At 39.7% G+C, this 13405-nt stretch carries 13 protein-coding genes and 1 pseudogene; all 14 read left to right on the forward strand.

Translation table 11 applies throughout. The features are described from left to right. Window positions 1–9: 9 nt before the first annotated feature. Complete coding sequence (spoIIIAF, locus tag LXM54_RS01085; RefSeq protein ID WP_311315886.1) at window positions 10–636, forward strand: stage III sporulation protein AF; 627 nt, start codon at window positions 10–12, stop codon at window positions 634–636. A gap of 7 nt (window positions 637–643) precedes the next feature. Then, complete coding sequence (spoIIIAG, locus tag LXM54_RS01090; RefSeq protein WP_233313200.1) at window positions 644–1318, forward strand: stage III sporulation protein AG; 675 nt, start codon at window positions 644–646, stop codon at window positions 1316–1318. 13 nt (window positions 1319–1331) lie between these two features. Next, a complete protein-coding gene (locus LXM54_RS01095; RefSeq protein WP_233313201.1) occupies window positions 1332–1907 on the forward strand; it encodes a SpoIIIAH-like family protein in 576 nt (191 codons plus the stop codon). Between the two features lie 241 nt (window positions 1908–2148). Next, the gene (accB, locus tag LXM54_RS01100; protein ID WP_233313203.1) at window positions 2149–2628 is read left to right on the forward strand and encodes an acetyl-CoA carboxylase biotin carboxyl carrier protein; all 480 of its coding nucleotides are present in this window, start codon (window positions 2149–2151) and stop codon (window positions 2626–2628) included. 18 nt (window positions 2629–2646) lie between these two features. Beyond that, entirely contained in the window at window positions 2647–4005 is a 1359-nt protein-coding gene (gene accC, locus LXM54_RS01105) for an acetyl-CoA carboxylase biotin carboxylase subunit (protein ID WP_233313204.1), read from the forward strand. Between the two features lie 14 nt (window positions 4006–4019). Next, window positions 4020–4427: an Asp23/Gls24 family envelope stress response protein gene (locus LXM54_RS01110; protein ID WP_233313205.1), complete on the forward strand. Its 408-nt coding sequence runs from the start codon at window positions 4020–4022 to the stop codon at window positions 4425–4427. Window positions 4428–4707: 280 nt separating this feature from the next. Beyond that, entirely contained in the window at window positions 4708–5097 is a 390-nt protein-coding gene (gene nusB, locus LXM54_RS01115) for a transcription antitermination factor NusB (protein ID WP_233313206.1), read from the forward strand. Window positions 5098–5207: 110 nt separating this feature from the next. Continuing rightward, window positions 5208–6554, forward strand: a complete 1347-nt coding sequence (gene xseA / locus LXM54_RS01120; protein WP_285109839.1) for an exodeoxyribonuclease VII large subunit — start codon at window positions 5208–5210, stop codon at window positions 6552–6554. Window positions 6555–6560: 6 nt separating this feature from the next. Next, window positions 6561–6794, forward strand: a complete 234-nt coding sequence (gene xseB / locus LXM54_RS01125) for an exodeoxyribonuclease VII small subunit (protein WP_233313209.1) — start codon at window positions 6561–6563, stop codon at window positions 6792–6794. Window positions 6795–6798: 4 nt separating this feature from the next. Then, window positions 6799–7686 (forward strand): polyprenyl synthetase family protein, encoded by an 888-nt coding sequence (locus LXM54_RS01130; protein WP_233313210.1) that lies wholly within the window; start codon window positions 6799–6801, stop codon window positions 7684–7686. Window positions 7687–8103: 417 nt separating this feature from the next. Continuing rightward, window positions 8104–10007 (forward strand): annotated as a pseudogene (gene dxs, locus LXM54_RS01135) (1-deoxy-D-xylulose-5-phosphate synthase). Continuing rightward, window positions 10004–10825 (forward strand): TlyA family RNA methyltransferase, encoded by an 822-nt coding sequence (locus tag LXM54_RS01140; RefSeq protein ID WP_233313212.1) that lies wholly within the window; start codon window positions 10004–10006, stop codon window positions 10823–10825. Before dxs ends, LXM54_RS01140 begins: the two are co-directional and overlap by 4 nt. Window positions 10826–11081: 256 nt before the next feature. Further along, window positions 11082–11531 carry a transcriptional regulator AhrC/ArgR gene (gene ahrC, locus LXM54_RS01145; protein WP_233313215.1) on the forward strand — a complete coding sequence of 150 codons (450 nt, stop codon included), beginning with the start codon at window positions 11082–11084 and terminating at the stop codon, window positions 11529–11531. A gap of 15 nt (window positions 11532–11546) precedes the next feature. Beyond that, window positions 11547–13235, forward strand: a complete 1689-nt coding sequence (gene recN, locus LXM54_RS01150) for a DNA repair protein RecN (protein ID WP_233313216.1) — start codon at window positions 11547–11549, stop codon at window positions 13233–13235. Window positions 13236–13405 lie beyond the last annotated feature (170 nt).

Consider the following 13405-nt stretch of genomic DNA (forward strand, 5'->3'; position numbering starts at 1 on the left):
GGTAGGTGAGTGAATATCAGTTATATAACAGAATGGGTCACCAATATAATTCTTTTTGTACTGCTTGCAACAGTCATCGATATGCTGCTGCCGAATTCAACATTTCAGAAATATGCGAAGCTCGTTTGCGGTCTGCTGTTGATCACGGTTATCTTAACACCTGTGTTCAAGCTTGTTTCCGGTGACTTTGAACAAGTGCTCAAAGCAGCTACTATCAATCTTCCAGAAGAAAAAAATATAGAAAATTCGATAGAATCGCAAAAAAAAGAAATACAAGCATCACTTGATGAATATACATTAGAAAAAATGGCTGTCCAACTGAAGGAGGATGCCAACAAGGAGTTGATAGCAGATTACGGTGTCGAAATCGATTCGATTAAACTATCGCTGAATGACCAAACAGAGCAAAGCTTTCCAGAGAATTTAGACAAACTTGTCCTCGTCTTGAAAGAGGCAGACGAAAACAATCAGGGGGCAGTGGAAGCAGTCAGCCCAGTATCTATTGACACACAGCAACCCCTTCTTGCAAGCAGTGACAAGGAACAAGTAGATAATGCAGATATTGTTTCATTTCTATCGGGAAAATGGGATGTACCACAAGATAGCATTGACATCCTAGCTAAAGGAGGGGAATAGTGCAGATATGGGAAAAGACAATGAAAATGACCACGAAAAGGACAAGACGCAAGGCCCGATCACCTTTTTGAAAAAGCTGATGTCTGGCAATAACAACAAGAAGCAAAACAAGGCTCAATACTTGATAATAGTCGTCCTGTTTGGAGCGGGAATCATGCTTTTAAGCAATATGTTCTTTAAAAACGACAACTCCGATGTATCTGCATTCAGCCAGAATGCGGAAAACACGTCCGAGCAGGCTGAAGAAGTTTTCGGACAGAAATCAAGCGGTTCATCTGATATTACTGATTACGAGAAACTATATACAGAAAAGATCAAAGAGGCAGTCAATTCAATGGCTGGCGTGAAAGACGCCGTTGTTTATGTGAACATTGATGGCTCTGAGAAAAAGGTATATGAGAAAAATCAGACAACTTCAAGTCAAACAACTGAAGAGGAAGACCCGCAGGGCGGGAAACGAACTGTGGAGGAAAACTCTTCAGAAGAGACGCTCGTTACTGTACCAAATGGAGATAAACAAGTTCCGATTGTGGTGGAAACAAAGAAGCCGACTATTAGAGGTGTTCTCGTCATCGCAAAAGGAGCTGAAAATATAAAAGTAAAAAGCATGATAGTCGAGGCTGTAACAAGGGCTTTAGATGTCCCAAGCCATCGGGTATCTGTTCAAGCAAAACAAAACTAAGGGGGATTCATAAATGTTATTGAAAAAACAAACTGTATGGTTATTGACAATGTTAAGCTTAGTGGTTGTATTGACTGTGTACTACACAACATCACCAGAACAGACAAATGAATTTGCTGCTACAGAAAGTAAGCAAACAGAAGATACAGCCAAGGAAAATGCAGCTGGAACTGAAAATGCTGAGCAAAGTGCAGAAACAAAAGGAGCAGAGGATGGCAGCTCTGTATCTACAGTCGCTTCAGATGAAGTGTTTGAAGAAATGCGCCTGCAACTTGATGAACAGCGCAGCAAGGAAGAAGAACAGCTGACAGAGACAATTTCAGAGGCAAAAACAGCAGAAGAGAAAAGTGCAGCTCAAGACAAAATTGATGAAATAAGAACACTTTCCGATAATGAAAAAATGGTGGAAACATTGATTAAAGCAGAAAATTATGAGGATGTACTTGTCCGCACTGTTGACGGCAAAGTTAATGTCACTGTAAAAGCAGAAGAGCTTTCTGCAGAAGCTGCAAATGATATTGTTCAGTTAGTAAGAGAAAACTTAAATCAGCCGAACGCATTTGTAGCAGTTACATTCGATCCAAAATAAGAAATTGCCGGCAAAAAGGAAAAGGCGACTTTTCCTTTTTGCTCTTTTTATGTCAAAACAGAAAATATGCTGTGAATAGTTATTTTCAGCAGAAAATGGTATGATAATTCAGCAGAAGGAATAAAAAACTGCAAGAAAAATGATACTGAATGATAGAAGTGGTTGAACTATTAGAAGGTCTTATCGTATGATATTAGTAGCTAGTCATAAAGAAATGTAATTAAAGGAGTGCAAGAATAGCATGTTGAAAATAGAAGAAATTAAGGATTTAATCAACCTAATCAATGATTCAAACATCAGCGACTTTGTATATGAGAACGAAGGAGCAAAGGTAGAAATCAAAAAAAATCGCCCTGAAGTGCAAGCAGTAGCAGCTGTAAGTGCACCAGCACCAGCACCAGTACCTCAAGTTCAAGCAGTTCAGCCTCAAGCTGTGCAAGCTGCTCCAGAAGCTAAGCAAGCAGATGTAGCAGCAGAGAACCTACATAAGGTAACTTCTCCGATGGTAGGGACATTTTATCAATCAGCAACACCAGATGCTGCTGCATATGTTTCAGTTGGAGATAAAGTGTCAAAAGATACAGTAGTATGTATTGTGGAAGCAATGAAGCTATTCAATGAAATCACGGCTGAGGTTGAAGGGGAAATTGTCGAGATTCTTGTTAAAGACGGCGAGCTAGTAGAATATGGTGAACCTTTATTCTTAGTGAAGGCACTGTAAGAAGAGAGGGTTTAACATATGATTAAGAAACTGTTAATCGCAAACAGAGGAGAAATTGCGGTCCGCATTATTAGAGCGTGCCGTGAAATGAATATTGAAACAGTAGCAGTCTACTCAGAAGCAGACAGAGAAGCGCTTCATGTCCAGCTTGCAGACGAAGCTATCTGCATTGGGCCGACTTCTTCAAAGGAAAGCTATCTAAACTTTACAAACATCATCAGTGCAGCAATGCTGACTGGCAGTGATGCCATCCATCCAGGCTACGGATTTTTGGCAGAAAATGCTGACTTTGCGGAGCTTTGCCGTGACTGCAATATCACCTTCGTTGGACCAAGTCCAGAGGCGATCAATAAGATGGGAACAAAAGACATTGCCAGAGAAACAATGCGTGAAGCTGGTGTGCCGATTGTACCAGGCTCCCAAGGTATCATTAAAGATTTAGAAGATGGTATCAGCTTAGCAGAGAAAATCGGCTATCCTGTTATTATTAAAGCAACTGCAGGCGGCGGGGGTAAAGGTATCCGTGTTGCCAGAACAAAAGAAGAGCTGATTAGTGGAATCAACATTACTCAGCAGGAAGCTTTGACAGCTTTCGGTAATGCTGGTGTATACTTGGAGAAGTTTATTGAAGACTTCCGCCATGTAGAGCTGCAGGTACTTGCTGATAACTATGGCCATGTTATTCACTTAGGTGAAAGAGACTGCTCTATCCAAAGAAGACTGCAAAAGTTGCTGGAAGAGACGCCTTCTCCTGTTTTGACAGAAGAAATTCGCAATAAAATGGGAGCTGCAGCAGTTAAAGCGGCAGAGGCAGTACAATATTCTGGTGCAGGTACAGTTGAGTTCATTTATGATTATCAAAACGAACAATTCTATTTCATGGAAATGAATACACGTATTCAAGTGGAACATCCGGTTACAGAAATGGTCACAGGTATTGATTTGATAAAAGAGCAAATACTAGTAGCATCTGGAAAACCATTGGCTATTACGCAAAAGGATGTAGAATTTAACGGATGGGCAATCGAATGCCGCATCAATGCTGAAAATCCAGCTAAGAACTTTATGCCTTCTGCCGGGAAAATCAATATGTACCTTCCGCCGGGCGGTTTAGGTGTTCGTGTTGATTCAGCAGCGTATCCTGGTTATACGATCCCGCCGTATTATGACAGCATGATTGCTAAAGTTATTACATATGGCGCAACAAGAGAAGAAGCAATATCACGTATGAAGCGTGCTCTTAGTGAATTCGTCATTGAGGGTGTTCATACGACAATCCCATTTCACTTGAAACTCCTTAATCATGAAAAATTTGTGGAAGGAAACTTCAACACAAAATTTTTAGAGATGTATGATTTGATGAAATCTGAAGATTAAAGGGAGGAACCAATATGAGCGAATCAACTATTTTAGATATGAACCAGGAATTTAACGGCTTAGGAAAAGTTGAAATTGCCCCTGAAGTCATAGAAGTAATCGCTGGAATTGCCGCATCTGAAGTGGAGGGCGTAGCCCAAATGAGAGGAAACTTTGCCTCTGGTGTTGTAGAAAAGCTTGGGAAAAAGCTGCACAACAAAGGAGTTAAGGTAGAACTTGCAGATGAAGGTATCAAGGTGGATGTTTATTGTGTCATGAATTTTGGCGTTTCCATCCCGCAAGTGGCACAGCAAATACAAGATAATATTCGCCAAACACTGATCAATATGACGGCGTTAGTGGCTGAAGAAATAAATATACATGTGGTTGGCGTTCAGTTTGAGAATGCTAAGCAAGATACAGAAACACAGCAAGAGATGTAAAAAAATAAGCTGCTATTAGGATATGCTTAACTTTCTATACATTTAGCGTTCCAAACTATGTGTAGAGAAGTAGCTATCCATGGCAGCTTTTTTCTTTGTCTGATTCATTCGTGAATAGCAGTTTCAAGCTATATATGCTATTATCTTTTTAGCAATGTTTGCAAAAATAGCATGAATGAGATCAAATAGTATAAAAATAAGAGTCCATGACAGGATTTTTTAGAGAAAAACATGACAAGCATGCAAATTACATGCAAGTGTTTAAAGGAGCATAAAGGAAATGAAAAGAAGAACGGCAAGAGAAAAGGCGCTTCAAGCATTATTTCAAATTGACCTGAGCGATATAGACAAAAATGAGGCAATCATCCATGCATTAGACGGAGAAAAGCCGGATGCCTATTTGTCTGCACTGGTGAATGGTGTGCTGGACAACCAGTTATCTATTGACGAGCATATTAAGAAGCACTTGGAAAACTGGACGATTGAAAGAATTGCCAATGTCGACAGAAATCTGCTTCGCATAGCTGTTTATGAACTTGTTTACAATACAGAGGAAGTGCCGCAAAATGTAGTAATTGATGAAGCGGTAGAAATTGCAAAAGCATATGGTGATGATAAATCAAGCAAGTTTGTTAATGGCATCCTTTCTAAAATTAAAAACAGTTTGTAAGGCTTGACTAAAGGGAATAAAAGAGTGCATGCCAAATAGGGCTTACTCGTCATTCGAAAGGGAAAAGCAGGACTACTGCCATTCCCTTTTATCCTGTATAGGAGCGTTATATAATGGAAAATAGATATTTAACAATACAAGCATTAACAAAATACATAAAAAGAAAATTTGATGCAGATCCCCATTTGCAACATGTCCATGTCAAAGGAGAAATATCCAATTTTAAACAGCATAGCAGCGGGCATATGTACTTTACATTAAAGGATGATAAAGCAAGAATTCTTGCCGTTATGTTTTCAAGAAACGCACAAGGCATGAAATTCAAGCCTGAAAACGGCATGAAGGTACTTGTAAAGGCATCTGTTACCGTATATGAGCAAAGCGGTCAATACCAAATGTATGTGCAAGAAATGAGGCCAGACGGTGTCGGCGACTTGTATTTGGCATATGAACAGCTAAAGAAAAAATTGGAGGCAAGTGGACTGTTTTCTCCTACATATAAACAAGCAATCCCAAAATATCCTGATACAATCGGGATTATCACTTCTCCTACAGGTGCAGCCATCAGAGATATACTCATCACCATCAAAAGGCGTTATCCAATCGCTAAAATCATCATTTTTCCTGCACTAGTTCAAGGAGAGGCAGCAGCACCTTCTATTGTAAAAGCAATTGAAAAAGCTAACAATCTAACGGGCCCATCCATTGATGTATTGATTGTCGGAAGAGGCGGCGGTTCGATTGAGGAGCTTTGGGCATTTAATGAAGAAGCTGTTGCTAATGCTATATTTGCATCGAAAGTTCCGATTATATCTGCTGTAGGGCATGAAACAGACTTCACGATCGCTGACTTTGTTGCAGATTTGAGAGCTCCAACGCCAACTGGAGCAGCCGAAATGGCAGCACCGCATATGGAAGAGCTTATGGAAAGAGTGCTGACCCGTAAGGCAAGGCTCATTCGCGGAATGAAAGAAAGGGTCGACAAGGAAAAGCACAGACTCGGAAAGATGGAAAAATCATATGCCTTTCGTTATCCAAAGCTACTCCTTGACCAAAAGATGGAACAATTGGATAGGCAAAATGAATTATTGCAGCGCAATATTAAAAAGCTGCTTGCATCAAATGAAGAGAAGCAGGAAGTTCTGGCACGCCGCCTTCTCAGACGTCATCCACAAGAGCTGCTGAGTCTTGCAGAAAAGGACCGAATCAGCCTAGAAAAAAACCTTGTTCGAAATATGAGTTTAATATACCAGAACAAAGCACAGATGTTTCATTCCATCATTGGCAAAATGGATGCATTGAGTCCATTGAAAATCATGGAAAGAGGCTATAATCTTGCTTATTCAACTGAAGGGAAATTAATTTCCAGCATAAAACAAGTAACCGAAAATGAAAAAATAGAACTGCGGCTTTCGGATGGAACAGTAAAAGCTCAAGTGACATCTATTAAGGAGTGAATAAATATGTCTAAAATAACCGGCTTATCCTTTGAAGAAGCGATGGAAGAGCTAGAAAAGATTGTGGAAAAGCTTGAGGAAGGCGATGTGCCTCTTGAGGAAGCAATCAATACTTACAAAAGAGGGATGGAACTATCGAAGTTTTGTCATGATAAACTAAAAAATGTGGAAGAACAGCTTGCAGAAGTTGTCCTCGATAATGGACAAAAAGAAGCATTTTCCATAGGCGAGGAGGAATAAGCGCTTGTCCGGACTTTCTTTAGCAGCTTTTACAGAAAAATATAAAAAACTAGTTGAACAGCAATTAAAAGACAGCGTTTCACAACTGGCAGCCCCGGAAGTTATTCTAGATTCCATGCACTATTCTCTTTCTGCCGGCGGCAAGCGCATCCGCCCGTTGCTCACTTTCGCCACAATGGCGGCTTTTGGGAAAGATCCCGAATCTGGACTTATACCCGCTGCGGCAATTGAAATGATACATACATATTCATTGATTCATGATGATTTGCCAAGCATGGATGATGATGATTTGCGAAGAGGTATTCCTACTAACCATAAAGTCTATGGTGAAGCTATTGCCATTCTTGCAGGAGACGCCTTACTTACATACAGCTTTCAGCTTGTAACAAGCATGAAAGACACTGACGCAGATAAAAAAATTAAAGTGCTGGAAATTATTGCGAAGGCTGCAGGTGCTGAAGGTATGGTCGGCGGTCAAGTCGGCGATATTGAAGGGGAAGGAAAACAGCTTTCTAAACAAGATCTTGAATATATCCATGTCCATAAAACAGGCAAAATGCTCGAGGCAAGTGTCTTAGTCGGCGCTCATCTTGCAGACGCAAAAAGCGAGCAGATTGAGCTTTTAACAGCTTTTGCTTATCACTTAGGTCTAGCCTTCCAAATCAGAGATGATATTTTAGATGTAGAGGGCGATGAAGAACTGATCGGCAAGCCTCTTGGAAGTGATGAAGATAATCATAAGAGTACATATCCCGCTCTCCTGACAATGGACGGGGCAAAAAAAGAGCTCGCTTATCATATTGCTGCTGCTAAGGAAAAGCTCGCCGGTTTATCGCTGGAAACTAAACTGTTGGAGGAAATGACAGATTTAGTCGGTAATCGTAACAGCTAAAAACATGTTTAACTAATAATTGAATTAGGGTATATTTGGGAGAAGACACTTCTTTTTTTTAGGACAAGTTAACCCTGCTACGTAAAGAATATACGTAAATACGACCGTTATCACTTTGTGTTAGCGGTTATTTTTAGGAGCTTTATGTTAAAATAAACATGAATGGTACTTTTTATGTGAAAAAGGTGTTCGGATTTAAGTTTTCTTTTTTAATATATATTTACCACTTAGTAAGAACTATATAGAATTACTTCCTATTAAGGATGTTTGAATGGTATAATACATATTTAATATGTATAGCTAATAATAAAGGTTAGATGATAATAAAGCATACATAATTTTAATTTATTTATAAAAAAGGAAATAAACACGGTTTTTTATATAAGGTTTAAATTGAAGGAAAGAGAGTTGTTAACGATGGATTTATCGTCAATAAAGAATCCAGCCTTTCTCAAAGACCTATCGATCGAAGAACTTGAGAAGTTGAGTGAAGAGGTTCGTCATTTTTTAATAAATAAACTGTCGGATAAGGGCGGACATCTCGGTCCGAATTTAGGTGTAGTCGAGTTGACAATCGCATTGCATAAATGTTTTGATAGCCCGAAAGACAAGTTTATTTGGGATGTAGGACATCAAGCATATGTGCATAAAATCTTGACAGGCAGAGCGAAGGATTTTGATACGCTCAGACAATATAAAGGGTTATCAGGATTTCCAAAAATGAATGAAAGCGAGCATGATGTTTGGGAAACTGGTCACAGCTCTACCTCTTTATCAGCGGCAATGGGTATGGCAGTTGCTCGTGATTTGAAGAAGGAAGACTCTTATGTTGTGCCAATCATTGGTGATGGTGCTTTAACAGGCGGAATGGCGTTAGAAGCTTTAAACCATATTGGCGATGAGAAAACTAATATGATTGTGATTCTTAACGACAATGAAATGAGCATTGCACCAAATGTTGGAGCATTGCATCATGTGCTTGGAAGACTGCGGACAGCCGGTAAATATCAATGGGCGAAAGATGAACTGGAAATGCTCATGAAAAAAATCCCCGCAGTTGGCGGGAAGCTGGCAGCGACAGCAGAAAGAATTAAAGACAGTCTAAAATATCTGCTTGTTTCTGGTGTGTTCTTTGAAGAGCTTGGCTTCACATACCTAGGTCCGGTCGACGGCCATAACTATGAAGATTTAATGGAACATTTGAATTATGCAAAGAAAACGGAAGGCCCGGTCCTTTTGCATGTATTGACGAAAAAAGGCAAAGGCTTTTCACCTGCTGAGAAGGATAAGGTCGGCACATGGCATGGAACAGGTCCATATAAAATTGAGACAGGTGCTCTAGTGAAGCCTGCCAATACTGCCCCAGCATGGAGCAAACTTGTCAGTGATACGGTGCTTAAGCTTGCTAGACAGGATGAAAGAATTGTCGCCATTACGCCTGCCATGCCTGTTGGGTCTAAACTTGAAGCCTTTGCGCAAGAGTTTCCGGACAGAATGCTAGATGTGGGAATTGCAGAACAGCATGCAGTTACACTTGCAGCAGGGCTTGCAACCCAAAACATGAAGCCGTTTTTGGCGATTTATTCTACTTTTCTGCAAAGAGCATATGACCAGATGCTTCACGATGTATGCAGACAAAATCTGAACGTCTTTATTGGTATTGACCGCTCAGGACTTGTAGGTGCAGACGGAGAGACACATCAAGGTGTGTATGACATTTCCTTCCTTCGCCATATGCCGAATTTAGTAATAATGATGCCGAAAGACGAGAACGAAGGTCAGCATATGGTTCATACAGCGCTTAGCTACAATGATGGACCGATTGCAATGAGATTCCCTCGAGGCAACGGGCTTGGTGTTCCGATGGACGAAACATTACAGTCAATTCCAATTGGAACTTGGGAAGTGCTGAGAGAAGGCACAGATGCAGCTATTTTGACATTCGGTACAACAATCGGAATGGCGATGAAAGCTGCTGAAATTCTTGAAAAGCAAGGAACATCTGTTAAAGTCATTAATGCAAGATTTATCAAGCCATTGGATGAGCAGATGCTAAATGAATTGTTCAAACTCCAAATGCCAATATTAACAATAGAAGAAGCAGTATTGCAAGGCGGTTTTGGCAGCTATGTTCTTGAATATGCACAAGGAGCTGGCTTTGGGTCTACTGTTATTGACAGAATGGGAATTCCTGATCAATTTATAGAGCATGGAGATGTTGATTCCTTGTTGGCAGAAATTCACTTAACAACAGAAGAAGCGGTTAAAAGAATTAACTCGATTGCGAGAAAAAAACAAAAAAGGGCTTAGATAATAGATGAAGAAAGAACGCATTGATGTTTTATTAGTCGAGCAAGGATTATTTGAAACGAGAGAAAAAGCAAAGAGAGCCATCATGGCAGGAATTGTGTATTGTGATGAGGAGAGACTGGATAAGCCGGGCGAAAAAATCCCGGCAGAATCCAAGCTTACTGTCAAAGGAAAAACGCTGAAATATGTGAGCCGCGGCGGCTTGAAGCTGGAAAAAGCACTGGAAGTCTTTGATTTAACAGCTCAAGACAAAGTTTTGCTCGATATAGGCGCGTCAACAGGTGGTTTTACAGATTGCGCCTTACAAAATGGTGCGAAAATGTCCTATGCACTTGATGTGGGCTATAACCAGCTTGCCTGGAAGCTTAGACAAGATGAAAGAGTAGTTGTAATGGAGCGCACTAACTTCCGTTATGTTACTCCTGCAGATTTAGAAGGAGAAATGCCGAATTTTGCATCCATCGATGTTTCTTTCATTTCTTTAAAGCTGATTCTTCCTGTGTTGAAAACCTTGCTGGTTTCTGGCAGTGATATTATTGCATTAGTTAAGCCGCAGTTTGAGGCAGGCAGAGAGCAAGTCGGCAAAAAGGGAATTGTCCGCGATAAAAAGGTTCATATGGATGTACTCGAAACGATTATTGAGTTTTCGAAGAAGGAAGGCTATCAAATCAAAAACCTGTCCTTTTCACCGATAACAGGCGGAGATGGGAACATTGAATTCCTTCTCCATTTATATTGGTCTGAAAATCAAGACGGAACAGATGCACAAATCCACATAAAAGAAGTCGTAGATTCTGCACATGAGGAACTGAAAAAAGCAAAGCAGTAAGTTAATAGGGACTCTTCTGAAAGGAATAAGTTCACACTTATTCCTTTTTGGATTGCAAAAGAATACATACAAATTATAGAATAAAGATACAATGAATATACAAGGATTAAGAAGGTTTTTGTCAAACGATGGCGAAATATAGGAGTATAGACTTTAAAGTCTGCATAATGCAGACAAAAAAATGTACTTAACTAAAAACTTTTTAAATCACAACTCTAAAAAAAGTGGACAAATTGTCCATAAAGGAATGATAGATATGAATAAAGGCCAAAGGCATATAAAAATAAGAGATATTATTGCCAATAATGAAATAGAAACACAGGATGATCTTGTAGATGAGCTGAAGAATGCTGGTTATAATGTGACACAAGCAACTGTTTCAAGAGATATTAAGGAGCTTCATCTTGTAAAGGTGCCGTTGCAGGACGGCCGCTACAAATACAGCTTGCCGGCAGACCAGCGCTTTAATCCGCTGCAGAAACTAAAAAGAACGCTAATGGATGCATTCGTAAAAATTGATTCTGCAGGAAATTTGCTCGTATTGAAATCACTTCCTGGCAATGCACAAGCAATCGGTGCGCTGATCGATAACCTTGATTGGGATGAGATTTTAGGGACCATTTGTGGAGATGACACATGTCTTATTATTTGCCGTACTGCAGAAGACGGACAAACGATTACAGACCGCTTTCTTGATATGTTGTAAAAGAGGTGACATATTTTGCTTAATGAATTATCAATTAAAAATTTTGCCATAATAGAATCCTTATCCGTCTCCTTTCAAAAAGGATTGACCGTTCTAACAGGGGAAACAGGTGCTGGGAAATCCATTATTATTGATGCGATAAATTTGCTTGTAGGCGGCAGGGGTTCTGCTGAATTTGTTCGCCATGGGGAAGAAAAGGCAGAAATAGAAGGGCTTTTTTATATTGAAAATGGCCATCCTTGCTTTCAGAAAATGGAAGAGTTCGGAATAGATATCGAGGAAGGAACCATTATCTTGAGAAGAGATATCTCCGTTTCAGGCAAAAGTGTTTGCCGAATAAACGGAAAGCTTATAACGATATCCACATTGAGGGAAATCGGCTCAAGCCTTATCGATATCCATGGCCAGCATGAGCATCAGGAATTGATGGATGAAACAAAACATCTCATGCTTCTGGATACGTATGCTCATACAGAACTCGCCCCTGTGCTAAAGGAATATGAAGCATTATACCGTTCGTATACTCAAACACAAAAAAAGCTTATGAACTTGACTGAAAATGAACAGCAGATGGCTCATCGTTTGGATTTATTAACCTTTCAGCATCAGGAAATTATTAATGCCAATCTGCAAAAGAATGAAGATGAAGAATTGCTGGAGGAAAGAAAAAAGCTCGGCAATTTTGAGAGAATCTTCGAAAGCATTCAAACAAGCTATACTGCCTTAAAGGGAGAACAAAAGGGGTTAGACTGGCTTGGTGAAGTGATGGGGCATATGGAAGAAGCAGCAAGCCTTGATCCAGAGTATAAAGAGATTGCAGATTCTGTATCTAACAGTTTTTACATACTGGAGGATGTTGCAAGCAGGCTTCGAAACAGTCTTGATTATCTTGAATATGACCCTGAACGGCTCAATAGTATAGAATCCAGACTGAATGAGATAAATTCACTAAAACGTAAATATGGAAAATCCGTTGACGAAATATTGGAATATGCCGCTAAAATTGAAGAGGAGCTCGAAACACTCCAAAATAAAGAAACACATATTGATATGCTTGAAAAAGAATTATTAAGCATCAAAAAGGATTTGTTAGTAGAAGCAAATGAGCTTAGTTCTCTTCGCAAAAAAGCTGCACTCCGATTGACAGAAGACATTCATCAAGAACTGAAACAGCTGTATATGGAAAAGACAGTGTTTGAAGTCAGAATTAATGCGGATGATGATAATGTAACTAAATCTGGTATGGATGATGTGGAGTTTTATATTTCAACAAATCCGGGCGAGCCGCTTAAGCCATTGTCTAAAATTGTTTCAGGCGGTGAATTGTCGAGAATGATGCTTGCATTAAAGAGTATTTTTTCTAAGCATCAAGGCGTGACGTCGATTATCTTTGACGAAGTGGATACAGGTGTCAGCGGTAGAGTTGCACAAGCGATTGCTGAAAAGATATCCAAAGTTGCAGCAGGTTCACAGGTGCTTTGCATATCCCATATGCCGCAAGTGGCCGCCATGGCAGATACCCATCTTTATATTGCTAAAGCCATTCATGATGGAAGAACTTCGACGACTGTCACTCCATTGGCAAAACAAGATAAAGTAAAAGAAATTGCCCGAATGATATCCGGAACAGAAATTACCGATTTGACAAAAAAACATGCAAAAGAGCTGTTAAAATTAGCCCAAAAGGTCAAGAATAATGGATAGAACAAGGAAAACCTCTGTTTAACAGGGGTTTTCTATTTTTACTAAGGAACTTTTGAGTATGCTTTTAGCTATTCAAGTTTTACAAAATTACTATTACTAACCAAAGTGTGCAGGTTTTTTATAGTTTTTACAGTAATAAATGACCGCCATGCAGGCAAACTTATATATAA

The sequence above is a fragment of the Bacillus sp. Au-Bac7 genome, assembly GCF_021341655.1.
In the GTDB taxonomy this organism is placed as follows: domain Bacteria; phylum Bacillota; class Bacilli; order Bacillales; family Cytobacillaceae; genus Niallia.